We start from the raw sequence: 21,258 nt of genomic DNA, 5'->3' as shown, positions 1-21,258 counted from the left end.
AAAATTTTAAAGAACAAATCATGCATGACAATTTAATTATTTTAGCAGGCGGTGCATCTTCTCGAATGAAAAAAGAAGTTGTATTAAATAATTTAACCGAAGAAGAAATCGCTCAGGCGAATGAAAGAAGTAAAGGCTTAATAGGAGTTGGTCCTAACGGAAGACCTTTGTTGGATTATCTTTTGCTAAATGCAAAAAAAGCAGGATATAAAAACATCATCATTATTATAGGAGAGCAAGGAGAATTGTTTAAAGAATTCTACGGAAATCAAGATAAAAACAATGATTTTCATGGATTAAATATTTCATTTGCTGTACAGTATATTCCCGAAGGCAGAGTAAAACCATTTGGTACAGCCGATGCATTGTTTCAGGCAGTAGCCCAATATCCAGAGATGAACACCCAAAGTTACTCAACTTGCAATAGTGATAATTTATATTCTACAGCAGCTTTGCTTGCGTTAAGAGAAACTAACAGCCCAAATGCTTTTATTGGCTACGACCGTGACGCATTGGATTTTCCATCCGAAAGAATTTCTCGTTTTGCAATAGCCAAACTAGATAAAAATAATCACTTATTGGATATTCTGGAAAAACCAACCGCAGACGATTTAGAAAATTACAAAGATTCCGAAGGAAAATTAAGAGTAAGTATGAATGCTTTTAAATTTGATGGAGCAATGCTATATCCTTATTTAAAAAATTGTCCGGTTAATCCAGAAAGAGACGAAAAAGAATTGCCAACAGTGCTTTTAAATACAATAAAAGACAACCCAAATACAGCTTTAGGAATCCCTTTTTCGGAACATGTTCCAGATTTAACTGCCAAAGAAGATATTGCAGAAGTAAAAGAATATCTCAAAAAAAACTACCCAGAACTAAACTGGGAATCATAAAAAATTAACAAAAATTTCATATCTAATTTAGGAATAAGAAGAACTTATTGAGCTACTTTTGTCGTAGTATTGCAAAAAAATCGCACAACCCGTGATTAATTTGCAAAAATTATGAAAGTGTTGGTGCTATTTTAGATTGAAAAAAAATAACTAATCTATTAACCATCAACCAAAAAAAACTATGTCAAAGATTGAAAGTGCAATACGTATAGACCAGAGGAGTACCATTATTCCTATGGTTATTTTAACCGCATTATTTTTTATTTTAGGATTTGTTACCTGGCTTAACGGGCCGCTAATTCCTTTTTTCGAATTAGCCTGTGAGTTAACTGCTTCTCAAGCTTATTTTGTAACATTTGCTTTCTATATCGCCTATTTTGTAATGGCAATTCCATCTTCTTGGGTTATCGAGAAAGTAGGATATAAAAACGGAATTTCGCTTGGTTTAATTGTAATTGCAGTAGGAGCTTTTATGTTTTATCCAGCAGCAGCAACAAGAACTTTTGTATTCTTTTTATTAGCATTATTTACCATGGGAACAGGTTTGGCAATTTTGCAAACCGCTGCAAATCCTTATGTAGTTGTTATTGGACCGAGAGAAAGCGCAGCAGCAAGAATTAGCGTTTTAGGAATTGCAAATAAGTTTGCAGGATTTATAGCCCCATTAGCCCTGACAGCTTTGGTGTTATCAAATATGCAAGAATACACAGCAGATAAAATTGCACTTTTAGATGAGGTTTCTAAAACAGAAGCCTTAAATTTGCTCACATTACAATTGCAAACACCATATCTTTATATGGGATTGGTTATTTTGGTTTTGGCACTTTTAGTTAAGCTATCACCATTACCAGAAATTGATTTAGATGAAGAAGGTGATGTACTACATTTAAGTATTTTTAAGCAAATTAAAAACGCTTTCAAACATCCACAATTAGTTTTAGGAGTAATAACTTTAATGTTATATCTGGCAGCCGAAGTTTTAGCAGGAGATTCCATTGGAGGATTCGGAAAACATTTGGGAGTATATGGTAAAGACGGTAATTTTTATTTAAAATTAACCTCATTTACAATGTCAGCGATGGTAGTAGGATATGTTTTAGGAATTACATTAATACCTAAATATCTTTCGCAAGTTACTGCATTAAAAGCATCTGGAATTTTAGGATTAATTTTAGTAATTTTAATAGTTGTAATATCACCTGAAATAACAGTTCAGTTTTCGGGGATTCCAGCTATACCATTAGTTGTTATTTTAGTAGCATTAATGGGACTTGCAAATGCACTTTGTTGGCCGGCAATATGGCCAATGGCATTACAGGATTTAAAAGGATATACCAAAATAGGAAGCGCAATTTTAATTATGGGTATTATAGGAGGAGCAATCTTTCCTTTAATTTATGGAGCTTGGGCAGAAAGTGTTAATGCAGCCAATATAGCAAATGGAGTTGCTAAAACGGCTAAAAGCGGAAATCAGATAGCATATTTAATGTTAGTGCCATGCTACTTAATGATTATATTTTTTGCATTCAAAGGACATAAATACAGAAGTTGGTCACGCAAATAAAAAACAGGATAAATAAATAAAGTAAATATAAAAAGAAGCGAATAATGTTAAAAAGTTCCATAGATAAGGCGACAGGTTTCGAAAAACGATTCGAAAATATTGACACGGTAGTTTTTGAGAATTCCACCGATGCATCCAAAGCAGTTGCGCAGCAAATAGCGGCACTTATCAAGTCAAAACAAGAAAAAAACGAATCATGTGTATTAGGATTAGCAACAGGATCATCCCCAAAAGGATTATATGCTGAGCTAGTACGTTTACACAAAGAAGAAGGATTAAGTTTTAAAAACGTAATCACTTTTAACCTGGACGAATACTATCCAATGGAGCCAGATTCAGTAAATAGCTACGTACGATTCATGAAAGAATTGTTGATGGATCAAGTAGATATTTTACCTGAAAATTACCATATTCCAGACGGACTTTTGACAAAAGAAGAAATAGCAGATTATTGCGCAGATTACGAAGCTAAAATAGAAGCTCTGGGCGGAATCGATCTACAAGTTCTTGGAATTGGAGCAAATGGACATATCGGATTCAACGAATCAGGATCATTGCAAAATTCAAAAACAAGATTAGTAGCATTAGACCATATTACCAGAGTTGCTGCAAGTAAAGACTTTTTCGGATTAAACAATACGCCAAGAACAGCCATTACACTTGGAGTAAAAAAGATAATGGAAGCCAAACAAGTTATTCTACTGGCTTGGGGAGAAGGAAAAGCAGACGTTGTAAAAAAATCTGTAGAAGGAGAAGTTACTAATAGAATTCCTGCGTCATTTTTGCAAGAGCATAACAATGTGGTTTTTGTTTTAGACAAAGAAGCCTCATCAAAACTAACAAGAATCAACAGACCATGGTTAGTAGAGAAAATTGTTTGGACAGACAAATTAACCCGTAAAGCTGTTTTAGGATTAGCACTAGATTTAAAGAAACCAATCCTAATGCTTACCGATGCCGATTATATTGAAAACGGAATGAGCGATTTACTAGCCGATTCAGGACCAGCATACGATATCAATATTAAGATATTTAATAAACTGCAAAATACCATTACAGGATGGCCAGGAGGTAAACCAAATGCAGATGATACCAAACGACCAGAAAGAGCTGAACCAGCAAGAAAAAGAGTATTGATATTCAGCCCGCATCCAGATGATGACATCATTAGTATGGGAGGAACATTTATGCGTTTGCAAGAGCAAGGACATGAAGTACATGTAGCATACCAAACCTCAGGGAACATTGCAGTTGCAGATGATGAAGCTTTGCGTTTTGCAAGATTCGTTACCGATTACAACGAGAAATTCGGAATCAAAAGCGCCGAAGCAGAAAATATCTATCAAAAAGCAGTAACCTTCTTAACCAATAAAAAGAATAGTGAGATTGATATTCCAGAAGTTCGTTACATAAAAGGATTAATCAGAAAAGGAGAAGCACGCTCAACAAGTCATTTTGTAGGTTTGCCAGACGAACAAATTCATTTTATGGAACTTCCATTTTATGAAACAGGAACAATCGAGAAAAAACCAATTGGAGAAGAAGATATTCAACTTACAATGGCTTTAATCGAAAAAATCAAACCACACCAAATCTATGCAGCAGGAGATTTAGCCGATCCACACGGAACACATAAAGTATGTCTGGATGCTATTTTTGAAGCAGTAAAACGATTAAAACCAAAATCATTTATGGATGATTGCTGGTTATGGTTATACCGTGGTGCTTGGCAAGAATGGGGAATTGACGAAGTCGAAATGGCAGTACCAATGAGCCCAGATCAGGTATTAGCAAAAAGACATGGAATCTTTAAACACCAATCTCAAAAAGATGGAGTTGTGTTTCAAGGATCAGATGCACGTGAGTTCTGGCAAAGAGCCGAAGACAGAAATGCAGAAACAGCCGAATTATACAACCAATTAGGATTATCGCGTTACGCTGCAATGGAAGCTTTCGTGAGATGGCATTACTAAAAGGGTCAAAGGAACAAAGTTACAAAGGTTCTGAGTTACTAAGATTCTAAGTTTCTAAGTTTTTGTCGAAAAGGTTAAAAGAAAGGTTCAAGGTTTTTAAATCTGTGAAAATCTTTTTGATCAGTGGCAAAAATAAAAGGAAAATAATAATAGCTTTGCATTCAATAGAAGCAAGAAGAGAGAATAAGTCTATATTCTTTTTTCTTGCTTCTTTTTTTCTTAAAAAAAAATGGAACAAGACAAAAAACTTCTCATAAAATTAGCCCACACCAAGATGCCTTTCGGAAAATACGAAGGACGATTTTTAATTGATCTTCCTGAATATTATGTCGTTTGGTATCATAATAAAGGATTTCCTAATGGTGAATTAGGACAGCAACTAGCACTTGTCTATGAGTTAAAACTTAATGGTTTAGAAGAGTTAATCAGGAATATCAAAAAGCAATATCCTAAGCCTCTGAAATAATAAATCAGCGTGAAAAAGAATGAAGAATAATTTTCAACAGTCACAAGCTGGCCAAAACATGAGTATTGCAGCTTTAGTAGTAGGAATAGTGTCTATTATAGTTGCTTTTATACCTTGCTTTTATATACTAGCTATAATTGGTGGGGTTTTAACAATGATTTTTGCAGCAATAGGAATGTCTCAGGCAAAAAGCGAAAATGCTTCAACTGCATTGTCTAAAGTCGGCTTTATTATAGGAATCATAGCATTACTAATTGCGGTTTTCTTTACCTTAATTTATGGTTTTATTTTCGCATTATTCATGATGTGGGATTAGTAAAACTGCGATTTTTGATATTTCACTTTAAGACTTTATAGTGTAATAAGTCTAAGCAGTCTAAGAAAGTCTAAAATTCTAAGCAAGTCTAAGTTAGTCTGATAATCATTTATTTGTTAATAACTTTGGTTTATTCTCTCTAATAGGGATAAGTGTTTTCTTATTTTTGCAGCAATTAACATAAAAAACGATATGGATAACAATTTACAATCATCAAATGCAGGTCAAGGAATGGGAACTGCCGCTTTAGTTTTAGGGATATTAACAATTCTAATAGCATTTATTCCTTGTGTAGGATTAATATCGGTATTTTTTGGAATACTTGCAGTGATTTTTGGAATAATTGGTTACATGAAAGCCAAAAAAGGAAATGCTTCTACCTCAATGCCAATAGCAGGAATAGTTTTAGGAGTTGTTGGGACTATCTTTGCACTTATGTGGGTACTACTTTTTGTAGGTTCAGTTTGGGCAGGATCATTATCTGATGAAAATGAAATAAGATCAACTATAGATTCTATACATACAGAGACATTAAAATTACAGGATTCTTTAAATAACAGCGTTGAAACAGTAACTGATTCAATTGAAGTAGAAGAACCAAAAGAATAATTTTTTGTGAAAACAAAACCTTCTTACGAAATTGATTCATACAAAAGGATAAACAAGATTTTTATTATAATAATCATGTTTATCTTTTTTTATTGTTATTTATCTTCTTTTTTAAATTTAGGAGTACGGTCCCTTTGCGAAGGAATGCCTTTGAGTTATTGTAAAAGTCGAGGATTAACAAGAGCATTTTCTCAAATTCTAAATTTAAACTTCAAAGAAGCAATTGCCTATAATCCTTACAGTTTAAAAATTTTCTCATTCTTCCTTATTCAGTTAATAGCACGTTTTCTCATTAATAAGATACTTCAATTTTCTAATTTTAAAATAGTATTGATTTTTGATGTATTCTTCAGTATTGTGTTTTTTATTTTTTCATTCTATAATTTGATAATAATTTAGACTTCTTAGATTTATAGACTTGCTTAGACATCTTAGATATTTAGACTCCTTAGACTTTCTTAGATTTTTTAGTATTGTCGGATTATTGGGTTTCTTAGAGTTTTCAGACTTTTTAGGAATATCGGATTTTAAAATTTCATATCATATAGGTTATATACTATGCATAATATAGAGTATATGCTATATAAATCACCAGAATAAAGAGTCATTACTTTTATATTCGACTTTGAAATTTAATAATATAATTTGGGAAATTTTTTTAGGATTACTATAATTCATCAGTCTAAAATTAGACAATCCAAATATCCAAGAAGTCTAAGGCAGTCTAAGCAGGTCTAAAAAATCTAAGCAAGTCTAAGAAGTCTAAGAAAGTCTAAGATGTCTAATAATCTAAGTTAGTCTAAAACTCTAAGTAATCTAATAATCTAAGCAAGTCTAAGTTGTCTAAAAATCTAAGCGAGTCTAATAATCTAAGTCAGTCTAAGAAGTCTAGGATAAAATTCTAATAATCCAATTTTATTCACTATTTTTGCCACGTTTTTTACACAACTACAATACAAACAACAACAGAATGAATCAAACGAAATATATTTTTGTTACAGGTGGTGTGACTTCTTCATTAGGAAAAGGGATTATCGCAGCATCTTTAGCAAAATTGTTACAAGCAAGAGGTTATCGCACAACTATTCAAAAATTTGACCCGTATATAAATGTAGACCCGGGTACATTAAATCCGTACGAGCACGGAGAATGTTATGTGACTGATGATGGTGCCGAAACCGATTTGGATTTAGGTCACTACGAGCGTTTTCTTAACGTTCCTACATCACAGGCAAATAACGTAACTACTGGTAGAGTATATCTTTCGGTTATAGAAAAAGAGAGAAGAGGGGAATTTCTTGGTAAAACAGTACAAGTAGTACCACATATTACCAACGAAATTAAAGATAGAATGCAATTGTTAGGTAAATCTGGCGATTATGATATTGTTATTACCGAAATCGGTGGAACAGTAGGAGATATAGAGTCATTACCTTATATAGAGTCAGTTCGTCAGCTAGTATGGGAATTGGGAGAAAATAACGGAATTGTAATACACTTAACATTAGTACCTTATTTGGCTGCTGCGGGAGAGTTAAAAACAAAACCAACACAACACTCTGTAAAAACGTTGATGGAAAGCGGTATAAAAGCTGATATCTTAGTTTGTAGAACAGAACACGAATTATCAGATGAATTACGTAACAAACTTGCTTTGTTCTGTAATGTTAAGAGAGAAGCTGTAATCCAGTCTATCGATGCATCTACAATATACGAAGTACCTAATTTAATGCTAGAAGAAGGATTAGATGTAGTTGCTTTAAAGAAATTGGATTTACCTAAAAAAGCAGCTCCGGATTTAAAAAACTGGAACACTTTCTTAAAAAGATTAAAAAATCCAAAGCATACCATTAATATTGGTTTGATTGGTAAATATGTAGAAATGCAAGATTGCTACAAATCAATTTTAGAAGCATTTATACATGCAGGAGCTTCAAATGAAACAAAAGTAAATGTAGTTTCTATACATTCAGAGTTTATCGATGCTGATAATATAGAAGACAAATTGAAAGGTTTAGACGGAATTCTTGTTGCTCCAGGTTTTGGAGAAAGAGGAATAGAAGGAAAAATCGAAGCAGTGCGTTATGCACGTGAAAATAAAGTTCCGTTTTTCGGAATTTGTTTGGGAATGCAAATGTCAGTAATCGAATATTCTCGTAATATTTTAGGTTATGCAGATGCAAACTCAACAGAGATGAATGAGAAAACAGTTCATCCAGTTGTAAATTTAATGGAAGAGCAAAAAACGATAACCGATAAAGGAGGAACAATGCGTCTTGGAGCATGGAAATGCGATATTACACCAGATTCATTGGCGCACAAAATTTATGGTAAAACAACTATTTCTGAGCGTCACCGTCACCGTTACGAGTACAACAGCCAGTATGTAGATGAGTTACAAAAAGCAGGATTAATAGCGTCAGGAGTAAACCCTGATACAGGATTGGTAGAAATTGTAGAATTAAAAGATCACCCATTTTTTATTGGTGTACAATACCATCCAGAATACAAAAGTACGGTAGCGAATCCGCACCCAATTTTTGTGAATTTTATAGCCGCTGCAGTAACGGCTCATAAAAAATAATACGTATTTGTATAAGTTTCTAAAAAACAGGAGAAACGCAAACATAAAACTTGAATAAAAATTACAATGGAAGAAAAAAAATTTGATCTCAATTCAATTATTGGTTTTATATTGATTTTTGGTATTTTGATTTGGATAATGTATCAAAACAAACCATCTGAAGCTACTATTGCTGCAGAAAAAGCCAAGAAAGAATTAGTTGCAAAACAAGAAGCTCAAGCTAAAGAAGCTACTACTGCTAAAACTGCAGTCTTGCCAGTTGCAGCAACTCCTGGAGATACAGTGCAATTAGCAAAATTGCAAAAAACATTAGGTGGATTTGCTTATTCAGCTACGCTTCCTTCTGCTAAAGATGCTTATACAACTATCGAAAATGAAAAGATTATACTGAAAATCGCTAATAAAGGTGGTTATATAGTAGAAGCTACATTAAAAGGATTCAAAAGATTCGAGAAAAATTCAGGACAATTAGTAGAGTTGATTAAAGACAACAATGCTCATTTAAATATTCAGTTGCAAACAACTGACAACAGAACTTTAAATTCAAAAGACTTATATTTTGAACCTACATTAACTAAAAATGGTGAGGATCAAATATTATCAATGCGTTTAAAAGCTGGTGCAAATGAATTTTTAGAGTACAAATATGTATTAAAACCAAATGAATATTTAGTTGGTTTTGATATTCGTTCTCAAGGATTGAACAAAGTTTTAAATTCGTCTAAACCATTAGATTTAGTTTGGGATTTAAAAACGAATAGAAACGAAAAAAGTGTTTCTATAGAAAAACGTTATGCTGAAATCTATTATGAATATGGAGATGAAAAATACAGCTATGTAAATCCTAATGGAGTAGGAAAAGAAGAAACACCTGAGAAAGTAAGTTATGTTGCTTTTAAACAACACTTTTTTACCACTATTTTAACTACAGATAAGCCATTCGAAAAATCAAGATTACAATCTGATGATTTAGTAAAAGATGAAAAAATTGATACTAATTACATAAAACAATTTAAAGCAACAGTTCCTTTAGCATTTTCTAACGGAGAAGTTGATTATAAAATGAGTTGGTATTTTGGACCGGCAGATTATAAAACTTTAAAATCATACGATAAAAATTTCGAAAAAATCATTCCATTAGGTTGGGGAATATTCGGATGGATTAATAAATTTATTTTTATTCCGTTATTCGGATTCTTGAGTTCTACAATTGGATTGTCATTAGGTATTGCTATCATTGTTTTTACAATTATAATAAAAATAGCGATGTCGCCAATTACTTATAAATCATTCTTGTCTCAGGCAAAAATGAAAGTATTGCGACCAGAAATTACTGAGTTGGGAGAAAAATTCAAAAAGGACCCAATGAAGAAACAGCAAGAAACAATGAAGCTGTATAATAAAGCAGGAGTAAACCCAATGGCGGGATGTATTCCAGCCTTGATACAACTTCCGTTTATGTATGCTTCGTTCCAGTTCTTCCCATCAGCTTTTGAGTTAAGACAAAAAAGCTTCCTTTGGGCAGACGATTTGTCTTCATTTGATGCTGTAGCAAAATTACCATTCCACATTCCTTTATATGGAGATCATATTAGTTTGTTCCCGATATTGGCAGCAATTGCGATTTTCTTTTACATGAAAATGACATCTGGTGACCAACAAATGGCAGCTCCACAACAAGAAGGTATGCCGGATATGGCTAAGATGATGAAAATCATGATTTATGTTTCTCCACTTATGATGTTGATATTCTTCAACTCTTACGGAGCAGGTTTGAGTTTATATAACTTTATCTCTAACTTAATTACAATCGGAATTATGTTTGTAATTAAAAACTACATTGTAGATAGCGATAAAATTCACGCTCAAATACAAGAAAACAAATTAAAAGAGCCTAAAAAACAAGGTAAGTTCCAAAGACGTTTACAAGAAGTTATGGAGCAACAAGAAGCTGCTAAAGCTGCCAAAGGCAAAAAATAATATACTTGTTAAAAATAAAAAAATCTCGATTTATCGGGATTTTTTTATACACGTATAATTTATAATACACTATTTCGTTAAGGTTTTAAAATAGAAGATAAAATGATTTGTAAAAGAATAATACTCGGATTGCTTTTGTTGAATGCTTTTTTTATAAATGCTCAGGCAAACTTGAATAAGCTCGATGCAGATGGAAAAAAGGATGGACTTTGGAAAGGGATTTATGAAGAATCAAAAAGACCTCGTTACGAAGGAACTTTTAGTCACGGTAAGGAAACAGGTATCTTTAAGTTTTATGATGATACCAAAGCTGCTAGTGTAATTGCAACGAGAGATTTTAGTGCTAATGATGGGAGCGCTTATACTATTTTTTATGATCAGAGCAAGAATAAAGTTAGCGAAGGCAAAGTAGTTAATAAGCTTTTTGAAGGAGAGTGGAAATATTATCACCAAGCTTCTCCAACTGTTATGACAATCGAGAATTACAGAAAAGGGAAGTTAAACGGTTTGCGTTCGGTTTTTTATCCAAATGGAAAAATTGCTGAAGAAATGAATTATAAAGACGGTATAAAAGACGGTCCTTATAAAAGATATGCAGAAAATGGAACTGTCTTAGAACAGTTGTATTATAAAAACAACGAATATAACGGAGAAGCTATTTTTAATAATGCTGATGGAACTGTTGCTTCAAAAGGGATGTTTTTAAATGGTAAAAAATCGGGTAACTGGCAATTTTTCGAAAAAGGAAAACTAGTAAAAGAAATCAATATGAGTGATCCGAAAAATGCAAACAAAACAGCTGATAAAGTCGAGAAGAAAAAAAAATAAAACAATAGATAAATTTGTTAAATTTGAGTCTTAACTAATAGATTCATATGGATTTACAAGAACTTTTCGGAAGGTTTGTATTATTGTTTTTTTCAATTCTGATTTTATACTTTTTTTCGAATAGAAAAGATAATGAAACAATTAATCCATTAATGGTTATTGTTGGGTTATGTACTTTTTCCTTATGTTATTTGTTTACCAGAATCGAAATAGGAGTAGGAATTGGCTTTGGTTTATTTGCGATTTTTTCTATTTTAAGATTTAGAACCCAAACCTTTACTGTAAATGCTATAATCTTTCTGTTTGCTACAATAACACTTTCTATTTTGGATATTATGTATCCATTTGAAAAAATAGAAGTGTTGCTTTTCTTTCAGTTGATAATCATTGGTTTTTACATTATAGCTTCTGTTTTAGTAAACAAAAAAGCATCGAGATATCTTAACACGGTTGATGTGAAAGTAAGCCTGGGAGATGACTTTTCTTTGAATAATCGGAATATCCGACAATTAATTCAAACACAAATTAATATAGAAAATTTCGATTTCAAAATCATTACCATAAATACCGTAACAAAAGAAATCGACGTTACGATTTTGTATTGATAGCTATTACTAAAAATATTTAAACCATTAGATATTTGAACCATTAAGAGATTAAGGGAAATTAAGTCAAGTTTTAAAAATTTAGCAAATACGGAATGCAAGAGAGTAAGGACTTTAGCTTTACACAAAACAATCTCAAACTTGTCTTTTCGACGAAGGAGAAATCTCCACGGGTAGCTCGACAATTTAAGAAAAGAAAAAAACTGTGAGTCAGTTTCTTGCGGAGATTTACTACGTCTGTTCGCTATCGCTCGAGTCTCCTTCGTCGAAAAGACAATATTGAGGGTAAACTTTGCGAGAGATTTATGAAAACTTAATTTCTCTTAATCTCTTAATGGTGAACAATGGTAAAAAAATGGTGAAAGCTAATCATTAAAAGGGCGGACTTGTTTTATATATAAATCTCTGCTTTGGTTTACAATTTTAAATTCCATGTCGATAGCGCTACTTGAATTTTTCCAATAACGGGACATTTTGCTTTCTATCTTTTTGCTAACTAAATAAAGGTTATTGATCTCCTTTTTCGTTAGCAAAGGTTTATTGTCATTTAAATTTGAATTAGAAGTAAAATCGACATCAAAATCGGGATCTTTAGCTTCATCGAAAGTAAAATTATAAACTACAAATTGTTCACAAACTTCACCTTTTTCTGGCTTTACAACTGAGTTTTCTCCTTTTTGGATGTTTACAGTAATTCCAGGAAGGCTTTCTCTAAAGATATTCTTTGTAATAATAACACCATTTGCCAATTCATCTGGGAACGAACGGTGAACAAGAACTCCCATCGCAATATTTTGTTGGTCGATGCCAAAGAGTTCGCGCTCCCAATACGAACTTTCATTCCATACACTTGCCCAAACTTGTTTAATTGCTTTTTCGAATGTTTTAATAGTGTCTCCCAGAATTCCGGTTTTAGACTCATATAAGCCAGCACCATTAAATCCAGCTATATCTTCGGCATTAGTAGAAGAGCGAAATCTGAAATTCTTAAAATCAGTTTGTTTACCTAATTTTTCATTTAGTTTAGTAATCAATACATTATCGATTGGTTCTTTTTTAATCGCTGTTCGGATCTTTTTCAATTGATTGTTTATCCATTGTGCGGAGTCCTTATGCGGATTATCTAAAAGTTCTTTTATTAATGGTGAAATACTTTTATTCTGAATGTGTTTTGTGTAATAATAAAACGGAATCGCATTAGCATTCTCTGGTGTTTTAAAAGGTGTATCTTTTGCAATAGCAATTAGATAAGCCAGATTTTGCGCTTTTGCACCAATATAATTTACACCATTTTTCGGAATAGTAGATAAGTCAACTAGTTCTGTAATCGAATTATCTACGACTAGTTTTTTCTTTTTTGAGATTGATTTCTCGGCTATTTTCTTGGTTGTTTCACTAATGTAAAAGGTATCAATAGCAATTTTTAATTCTACTTTTTTACCAATCAAACTTGTTATTTTGTTATCCTTTAAGACTTCGGTATAAGCCATAATAGGAATCTTTCGGTTCTTTCCTAATATGACTAAATGACTCAGAGGAGTTTGTAATTCATTTACAATAATTCCTCTTACATTTGGTAGGATTTCTGGCGTTCCGTCTAGAATAATAATCTCGTCTTTGTTGGGTTTTATCTTTTCTAAATCTTTAGTTCGGTACATTTTTAAAATACCAACATTCTTTCCCGAAACGACTTCTTGGTATTTAAGTTCATTAAAGATATAATCGGATTTTACACAAGGAATTTTAAACTTGCCTAACTCGTATAAATCAATGTTTTCTCTGTTATTCAGATAGAATTTTAGGTTTTTTCCAATAAAACTAGTTTCGGTAATGAGGTTGTAAAACTGCTCAATCAGTGGAATTGGCATATGATCGGAAGCAGCCAATTCAAAAATCCATTTTTCAGTTCCTTTTATGTGGTTAAGATTTCCAAGTAGATAGTTTCTGTTTTTGTCGGTATTGCTATAATTATCACGATTAAAGATTTCTAATTCTTTACTATAACCCAAATAGTCAACCACAAAATCATAATGGAGTTTAATTAATGTACTATTGAAATAGTATATTTTTTTGCTTTTAAGGGCATAAATAATTTTAACCGATTCAATATTTGAGAATTTATCAGATAACGGTTTTCCTCTAAATGCTTTGTATGCTTCGTAGTTTGGTAATTTTGAAACATAATTTTGAGCATAAAAAGTGGTAATTATTGCAAAGCAAATAATGGTATAAATACACTTTTTCATAGCAATTAATTTGAGTATTAAATATAAACAAAAATTGCAATAACTTGATTTATATTGGTAAAATGTGTATTTCTAATCCTGTGAGATTTTGTATTATTATCCTAACAGGTTTTAAAAACCTGTTAGGTATTTCGTATAGATTATAATACCTACAAGGTCAGGAAAAAGACCTTGCAGGATATCGATTAAGATTAACTTTTTTCTTTAATGATTTGCTTTCTTTTTAAAATAAAAACTCTTTCTTGTTCAGCTATAAATTCAGCATTATCGCTTTCTTTAATTTTTTCATCAGTAATTTCAGATTCAGAGCTCCAATTGGTTTTCTCATATTCTTTAATTATCTGGCGTAGTTTTTTTCTAATCTCTCTGTATTCGGGTTTTTCGGCACTTAATAACCGAAGTTTTCGTTCAAGAATAAGTGCTTTTTCTAATTCTAATTCATCAGAAATAGAACCTTTTTGGATGATTTTTGTATAAGTTTTTGTTTTCATAGTTTTTTTAGATTTTAATCTAATCAGAGTTTTGATGTCGACTATCTTTTATTTTTTCCTCCATTCTCTTTGCTATTAGAATTGGGTATATGGAATTAAACATTAGATACGCAGCTATAGAGGATAGTACTGGGATTCCTATTAGTCCTGGGTAGCCAATTTTTGAATGAATATCATCACCATAAATTGTAGATATTATATAAGTGAAGAAAAACAATACAAGCGAAATTACCAATATTATAGTTGAACCAATTCTTTCTATTTTATTAAGTTTTATTTCAATATTTTCTGAATTTAAATCTAAATATAATTTTGTGCTTTTTATATGTTTCCAAGTATAATGTCCAGAAAGCTCATTTTTGAAATTTATATATTTGTCGATTGACTTTTCATTCGTTTCAATTCCAGTCTGGATATAGAAGTATGTTTCTTTTAAATCAGGTAAAATAAAGTTAGTTTTAAACTGTGTTTCAAATGTCTCAAAGAGTTTTAGAGATTCAGTAGCATTTTCTATTTTTTTTAATTTTCTTCTTTTGATTAAATTAAATAAAAGAATAATTGGTTTTCCCACAAATAGCCCCAGAATGGCAGTAATAATTGGAATAAACATATTTAGATTTTCCATTTTATATTGATTATTATTTTGGTTAATTATTTTTATGATTAAATAAAAATATAGCTTTTTTATTACAATAAAAAGTTTTTTAAAATTAGTTTGTAACCTTTTATATAATCATATTCTAAGGATTTTGTTGTTAAATTATAAACGGATTATAGATTCAAATTAAGAATAAACATACCAATAACTTTTATCTACTACCCAATTGCATAAACTAATGGAAACAATAGTTATTATCTGCAATTATGGATTAACTTTGCAAAATAATTTTTTTTAGATTTCGAATATATGAAACGTGTTGTAGTAGGACTTTCCGGAGGTGTTGATTCTAGTGTTGCGGCTTACTTGTTGCAACAACAAGGATATGAGGTTATTGGCCTTTTTATGAAGAATTGGCATGACGATTCGGTTACTATTTCTAACGAATGCCCTTGGTTAGAAGATAGTAACGATGCATTATTGGTAGCCGAAAAACTTGGGATTCCTTTTCAAACCGTTGATTTAAGCGAAGAATACAAAGAAAAAATCGTTGACTATATGTTCAACGAATATGAAAAAGGACGCACACCAAACCCTGATGTGTTGTGTAATCGTGAGATTAAATTTGATGTTTTCATGAAAATTGCATTAAGTCTTGGAGCCGATTATGTGGCAACAGGACATTATTGCCAAAAAACGGAAATCGAAGTTAACGGCGAAAAAGTATACCAACTTATTGCTGGGGCTGATACCAATAAAGATCAATCTTATTTCTTATGTCAATTGTCGCAAGAACAATTGTCTAAATCGTTGTTTCCTATTGGAGAATTGACTAAACCAGAAGTACGCGTAATTGCTGCTGAAATGGATTTGGTTACTGCCGAAAAGAAAGATTCACAAGGATTATGTTTCATTGGGAAAGTGCGTTTGCCAGAATTTTTACAACAAAAACTGCAACCTAAAGATGGTTTAATTGTACAAATTGATAAAAATGACCCAATATATAATGCTGAGAAATCAGAAGATTTATCTCTTGAAAAAGAATTAGAACTTGAAGCTAAGAAATTACTTTACACTCCAAAAATGGGTAAAGTAGTTGGAAAACATCAAGGAGCACATTATTTTACTACAGGTCAGCGAAAAGGACTTAATGTGGGCGGAACAACTGATCCGTTATTTATTATTGCAACCGACGTTGAAACTAATACTATTTATACTGGTTTAACAAGTCAACATCCTGGTTTGTTCAAGAAAGCATTGTTTATAGAAAAATCTGAAGTACACTGGATTCGTACCGATTTAGCTTTAAAAAAGGGAGAACAAATGGAGGTAATGGCAAGAATTCGTTATCGCCAGCCTTTACAAAAAGCTACTTTGCACCAATTTGAGGGTGGAATGTATGTTCATTTTGATGAGCCACAATCGGCTATAACCGAAGGACAATTTGTTGCATGGTATTTAGATAATGAATTAGTTGGTTCGGGAGTAATTTCTTAGATTAGTACTTTTTTACGGAAGGTTTAACCTTATCTAAAAAAGTATTCTATGAAAAGATATTTCATAATTCTCTTATTATTCATTTCGGCAGCGAGTTTTTCGCAAGAAGAAGCATGGGTTTATTTTAATGCAAAGCCCAATTCTCAAACCTATTATGATAATCCTTTATCGATGCTTTCGCAAAGAGCTTTGGATAGAAGAACCAATCAGAATATTGCTTTAGATTTTAAAGATATTCCTATCGAAACAGCTTATGTTAATCAGGTACAAGCTAGTACAGGAATAACGGTTATGGCAAAATCGAAGTGGTTGAATGCAATGCATATTCGAGGAACACAAGCTAATATCAATAATCTAAAGCTATTATCGTTTGTATCTAAAGTTGATTTTGCAAATAAATCATTGAATCTTACTGGGAGAAAAGTAGCTTCGGATAGGGTTGAAGTAACAGATAAAGAGCTTAAAACTGCTGTGAACTATTCTTATGGGACTTCTGCAAACCAGATTCAAATGCTTAACGGACATATCTTGCATCAACAAGATTATACCGGTGCGGGCAAAATAATTGCTGTTCTCGATGCGGGTTTTCCAGGTGTTAATACCGCAAGTACTTTTCAGCGCTTAAGAGATAATAATAAGATTCTAGGCGGTTATAATTACGTTTTAAGAAATCCAGATTTTTATACCGGCGTTTCTCATGGTACCGAAGTTTTGTCGACTATGGGAGGATATAAAGTTAATGCGTTGGTTGGTACTGCTCCCGATGCTTCCTATTATTTGTTTATTACTGAAGATGATAACTCAGAGAATCCTGTAGAGGAATCTCTTTGGGTTGAAGCTGCAGAAGAGGCAGATAGGTTAGGAGCTGATATTATCACAACTTCTTTGGGCTATTTTGGATATGATAATGCAAATTATAGCCATACATATAGCGATATGAATGGTACAACTAATTTTATTTCGCGAGGAGCTGAAATCGCTTTTAGCAGAGGTATGATTGTGGTTGCATCTGCTGGAAATGAAGGAGATACTGTAGAGAAACATATTGGTGGCCCAGCCGATGCTGCATCTGTAATTACTGTAGGTTCGGTGACTGCTACCAAGAATTTATCTTATTTTAGTTCTATTGGTCCTAGTTATGACCAGAGAATTAAACCTGATGTTATGGCTCAAGGTACGGCTGCAGTGGTATCGGATGTTTCAGGAAATATTGGTACAACAAACGGAACTTCTTTTTCATGCCCCATAATGGCTGGAACAATAGCTTGTTTATGGCAGGCTTTCCCGAATAAAACGAATCAGCAAATTAGACAATTGGTTTTGCAATCTGCAGATAGATATGCTTCTCCTAATCCACAATTTGGCTACGGAATCCCTGATTTTAGTTTGGCATTAAATAATGCTTTAAGTGTAAAATCGAATGAAAATATTGATTTTTTACTATATCCTAACCCAACTGATTCTGATATTTTCTTTACTTTATCAAATGGTATTAATGAAGCGTTAGTAACTGTATATTCTATTCTTGGGCAAAAGGTTATTGAAAAGCAAATTACAAATGAGGCTTCGACAGTTTCATTACAATCATTACATTCTGGGATTTATTTTTATACTTTAGACGCAAATAACCTGCACAAAACAGGTAAAATTATAAAACAATAATTGGCATTATTACATGAATAAGATTACAACTCTTTTTAATATAAAATATCCAATCATTCAGGCAGGAATGATTTGGAATAGTGGCTACAAACTTGCTAGTGCAGTAAGTAATGCAGGCGGTTTAGGAATAATTGGTGCTGGCTCGATGTATCCTGAAGTGTTGCGTGAGCATATTCAGAAGTGCAAGAAAGCAACATCTAAACCATTTGGTGTTAATGTACCGATGCTTTATCCTAACATCGACGAAATTATAAAAATCATTATTGATGAAGGGGTAAAAATCGTATTTACATCGGCTGGAAATCCTAAAACATGGACATCTTTTTTAAAAGAAAATGGCATTACGGTTGTGCATGTGGTAAGTAGTACTATTTTTGCCTTAAAAGCGCAAGAAGCAGGTGTTGATGCCATTGTTGCCGAAGGTTTTGAAGCTGGGGGACATAATGGTCGTGATGAAACAACGACTTTTACATTGATTCCGATGGTGCGCGAAAAAATTACTATTCCGCTTATTGCAGCAGGGGGAATCGCAACAGGTAAAGGAATGCTTGCAGCAATGATTCTGGGTGCTGATGGAGTACAGGTGGGTAGTCGTTTTGCGGCTTCGATAGAATCATCGGCACATGATAATTTTAAGCAAACTATTGTTAAGGTTAAGGAAGGTGATACTCAATTGACATTAAAAGAGTTGGCTCCTGTGCGATTAATTAAGAATAAATTTTATCAGGATGTTCAGGCATTGTATGAAAAATGTCCAACTAAAGAAGAACTTGTCGAACTTTTGGGTAGAGCGAGAGCGAAGCGCGGAATGTTTGAAGGTGATTTGGAAGAAGGAGAATTAGAAATCGGACAAATAGCTGGACTTATTCATGATATTAAACCTGCTGCTGAAATTATTGAAGAAATGATTTCGGATTTTGAAAGTGCACGTAAGCAAACATTAAATTTAGATTTTTAGATAAATGAATCGCATAAAAATATACATAGTATTACTTTTTTTAGGTCTTGGTTTGCAACAAACCTATAGTCAGAGTTACAAATTTAGGACTTCTGGTTATAGTGTTTTACAGAAAAATGAAAAGGGGAAATGGGGCAAATGGTCCGACTTGGAATTGGTTAATATTATGGTTATTTTAGATACTGATAAAAACCGAATTGTTGTTAACTCTCAAGAGGTACAAGTTTTTCAAATTTCTGATTATATAGCCAGAGAAGAGAATGATACCGATATTGTATATTCTTTTATTTGTAAAGATTTAGGCGGAAACGATGCTAAGTTGTCTATCATTACCAGAAAAATGCAAGATAACAGAAAGCAATTGTATATAAATTACAATGACCGAATTGTAGTGTATAATATTTTTAATATGTAATTATATTAGAATGTGTTTTGCGTGAGGGATGGCAGCCAATGCCATTAAGTTAAGGGCTAACAAAATAAAAACCATTGAGTTATAAACCTAAATTAGGTTCTTTGTAATTGACAAAAAGAACAAAAACCCAATGGTAGAAGCAAATATAAAAATAATTGAAGAGTTAAAAGAAGTTTTAAAGGTTATTAATTCTGATTCGGAGATCAGAAAGTGTTTTGTAACCCAAGCATCCGATTTTACACGGAAAAGGAAATTAACCTATGATAGGACAGTTTTTTTAATCCTCAATATGCTCAAAAGAAGCTTGTCTATAGAGATTCAGGATTTCTTTGAGAATTGTATATCAGGTACGGTAAGCTGTAGCAAGGCAGCTTTTACACTTCAAAGAAAAAAACTAAATCCGTTTTTCTTTGAAGTTTGGAATAGCTTATTGGTAGACTGTTTTTATAATTATTATGGAGATAAAGTAAAAAAATGGAATGATTTTTTGCTGATAGCAGTAGATGGATCCACAGCATATTTGATAGATAAAGAACCCGTTAAAGCCCATTTTGGCACACATGGAAATCATTTGTCGGAAGTTCCAATGGCTGGGATAATGAAGTTTTATGATGTGCTGAATAAAATTGTAGTTTTTTCAAAAATCTATCCAATTAAAACAGGAGAAAAAACGATAGTAGCTCATTATATTGAAAAGCTTCCAGAAAAGAGTCTTTCCATATATGATAGGGGATTTGCAAGTTTTTCTCTAATGTATTTGTTGATTCATCAGGAAAAAACAAAACATTTTGTTATGAGATGCAAACAAGGATTTAATACAGAAGTCAGCTTATTTATGCAAAGTTCTGCCAAGGATTTAATTATTAATTTAGGTCCAAATCATAGAGCTATACACAAAATGAAAGAGTATGGTTATACTGTGTTTAAACACACGACCATAAAGATAAGAATGGTAAAAGTTGTTTTAAATACGGGAGAAATAGAAGTGTTATTGACCAATTTATATGATCAGGAAATATATAAAACAGATTCTTTTAAAAAACTTTATTTTATGAGATGGGGAATCGAAACTAGTTATGGCTATGATAAAAATGTTTTGCAATTAGAGGAGTTTAGCGGACAAACAGTTTGGAGTATTGAACAGGATTTTTATGCAACAACTTTTGTTTCTAATTTGCAAAACATCATAGAAAAACAATGTGAACCTTATTTGATAATAAAAAATGAAAAACGAAAACATAACTACAAAATCAATAAAACATTGGGTATTGGAAGTATGAAAAACAAAATAGTAACTTTATTTATTACAGAAGATCCCAGAGTAATACTTTTGAGATTGCAAGAGATATTTGAGAAAAATTTAGAACCCATTAGATTAGAAAGAAATTATCCGAGAATAAAATCAAAAATTAGAAAAAATGGAAAATTTAAAACATTAACTAATTACAAAAGAGTGATATAGCTCTTAACTTAATGACATTGGGATGGCAGCGAAAAGCCCACAGCCTGACGAAGGAAGTGCGAGGACTTGTAGCGAACAGCCCGACCCGAAGGGACACGCCAAATTATT

General features: G+C 32.3%; 18 protein-coding genes. 15 read left to right on the top strand and 3 right to left on the bottom strand.

Annotated elements, in window-relative coordinates; all coding sequences use genetic code 11:
* Positions 1 to 20: 20 nt before the first annotated feature.
* The 10 genes from AC3IPI_RS22535 (at position 21) to AC3IPI_RS22490 (ending at position 11,821) form a co-directional block, all read left to right on the top strand.
* A complete protein-coding gene (locus AC3IPI_RS22535) occupies positions 21 to 896 on the top strand; it encodes a sugar phosphate nucleotidyltransferase (protein WP_489155896.1) in 876 nt (291 codons plus the stop codon).
* 181 nt (positions 897 to 1,077) lie between these two features.
* Positions 1,078 to 2,460, top strand: coding sequence for a glucose/galactose MFS transporter (gluP, locus tag AC3IPI_RS22530; RefSeq protein ID WP_489155894.1), 1,383 nt, complete (start codon positions 1,078 to 1,080; stop codon positions 2,458 to 2,460).
* A 44-nt stretch (positions 2,461 to 2,504) separates the two neighbouring features.
* Positions 2,505 to 4,433, top strand: a complete 1,929-nt coding sequence (gene nagB, locus AC3IPI_RS22525; protein WP_323489073.1) for a glucosamine-6-phosphate deaminase — start codon at positions 2,505 to 2,507, stop codon at positions 4,431 to 4,433.
* 229 nt (positions 4,434 to 4,662) lie between these two features.
* A complete protein-coding gene (locus AC3IPI_RS22520) occupies positions 4,663 to 4,899 on the top strand; it encodes a DUF3820 family protein (RefSeq protein WP_086894244.1) in 237 nt (78 codons plus the stop codon).
* Between the two features lie 19 nt (positions 4,900 to 4,918).
* Complete coding sequence (locus AC3IPI_RS22515) at positions 4,919 to 5,215, top strand: hypothetical protein (RefSeq protein WP_039117106.1); 297 nt, start codon at positions 4,919 to 4,921, stop codon at positions 5,213 to 5,215.
* A 192-nt stretch (positions 5,216 to 5,407) separates the two neighbouring features.
* The gene (locus AC3IPI_RS22510) at positions 5,408 to 5,824 is read left to right on the top strand and encodes a DUF4190 domain-containing protein (RefSeq protein ID WP_052249930.1); all 417 of its coding nucleotides are present in this window, start codon (positions 5,408 to 5,410) and stop codon (positions 5,822 to 5,824) included.
* A 970-nt stretch (positions 5,825 to 6,794) separates the two neighbouring features.
* Positions 6,795 to 8,408, top strand: coding sequence for a CTP synthase (pyrG, locus tag AC3IPI_RS22505; RefSeq protein ID WP_489155891.1), 1,614 nt, complete (start codon positions 6,795 to 6,797; stop codon positions 8,406 to 8,408).
* A 66-nt stretch (positions 8,409 to 8,474) separates the two neighbouring features.
* Positions 8,475 to 10,388, top strand: coding sequence for a membrane protein insertase YidC (gene yidC / locus AC3IPI_RS22500; RefSeq protein WP_039112575.1), 1,914 nt, complete (start codon positions 8,475 to 8,477; stop codon positions 10,386 to 10,388).
* 102 nt (positions 10,389 to 10,490) lie between these two features.
* Entirely contained in the window at positions 10,491 to 11,216 is a 726-nt protein-coding gene (locus AC3IPI_RS22495; RefSeq protein ID WP_039117109.1) for a toxin-antitoxin system YwqK family antitoxin, read from the top strand.
* Between the two features lie 47 nt (positions 11,217 to 11,263).
* Positions 11,264 to 11,821 (top strand): DUF4956 domain-containing protein, encoded by a 558-nt coding sequence (locus AC3IPI_RS22490; protein WP_489155888.1) that lies wholly within the window; start codon positions 11,264 to 11,266, stop codon positions 11,819 to 11,821.
* Between the two features lie 365 nt (positions 11,822 to 12,186).
* On the opposite strand, the gene AC3IPI_RS22485 is transcribed toward AC3IPI_RS22490, so the two are convergent.
* The 3 genes from AC3IPI_RS22485 to AC3IPI_RS22475 form a co-directional block, all read right to left on the bottom strand.
* Positions 12,187 to 14,067: a PEP/pyruvate-binding domain-containing protein gene (locus AC3IPI_RS22485; RefSeq protein ID WP_489155886.1), complete on the bottom strand. Its 1,881-nt coding sequence runs from the start codon at positions 14,065 to 14,067 to the stop codon at positions 12,187 to 12,189.
* Positions 14,068 to 14,258: 191 nt separating this feature from the next.
* Positions 14,259 to 14,558 carry a hypothetical protein gene (locus AC3IPI_RS22480; protein WP_489155884.1) on the bottom strand — a complete coding sequence of 100 codons (300 nt, stop codon included), beginning with the start codon at positions 14,556 to 14,558 and terminating at the stop codon, positions 14,259 to 14,261.
* Positions 14,559 to 14,577: 19 nt separating this feature from the next.
* Positions 14,578 to 15,183: a hypothetical protein gene (locus AC3IPI_RS22475; RefSeq protein ID WP_489155882.1), complete on the bottom strand. Its 606-nt coding sequence runs from the start codon at positions 15,181 to 15,183 to the stop codon at positions 14,578 to 14,580.
* Between the two features lie 282 nt (positions 15,184 to 15,465).
* Between AC3IPI_RS22475 and mnmA the strand changes: the two genes are divergently transcribed.
* The 5 genes from mnmA (at position 15,466) to AC3IPI_RS22450 (ending at position 21,150) form a co-directional block, all read left to right on the top strand.
* Positions 15,466 to 16,653, top strand: coding sequence for a tRNA 2-thiouridine(34) synthase MnmA (gene mnmA / locus AC3IPI_RS22470; RefSeq protein WP_489155880.1), 1,188 nt, complete (start codon positions 15,466 to 15,468; stop codon positions 16,651 to 16,653).
* A gap of 48 nt (positions 16,654 to 16,701) precedes the next feature.
* The gene (locus tag AC3IPI_RS22465; protein ID WP_489155878.1) at positions 16,702 to 18,315 is read left to right on the top strand and encodes a S8 family serine peptidase; all 1,614 of its coding nucleotides are present in this window, start codon (positions 16,702 to 16,704) and stop codon (positions 18,313 to 18,315) included.
* Positions 18,316 to 18,328: 13 nt separating this feature from the next.
* Complete coding sequence (locus tag AC3IPI_RS22460) at positions 18,329 to 19,273, top strand: NAD(P)H-dependent flavin oxidoreductase (RefSeq protein ID WP_489155876.1); 945 nt, start codon at positions 18,329 to 18,331, stop codon at positions 19,271 to 19,273.
* Positions 19,274 to 19,277: 4 nt separating this feature from the next.
* Positions 19,278 to 19,688, top strand: a complete 411-nt coding sequence (locus AC3IPI_RS22455; protein WP_489155874.1) for a hypothetical protein — start codon at positions 19,278 to 19,280, stop codon at positions 19,686 to 19,688.
* 130 nt (positions 19,689 to 19,818) lie between these two features.
* Positions 19,819 to 21,150, top strand: coding sequence for an IS4 family transposase (locus tag AC3IPI_RS22450; RefSeq protein WP_489155872.1), 1,332 nt, complete (start codon positions 19,819 to 19,821; stop codon positions 21,148 to 21,150).
* Positions 21,151 to 21,258: the final 108 nt, after the last annotated feature.

It is taken from the genome of Flavobacterium sp. GL_143, assembly GCF_057834355.1.
Note: the sequence above shows the minus strand (reverse complement) of the source record. Positions and strands in the feature narration are given on the sequence as shown.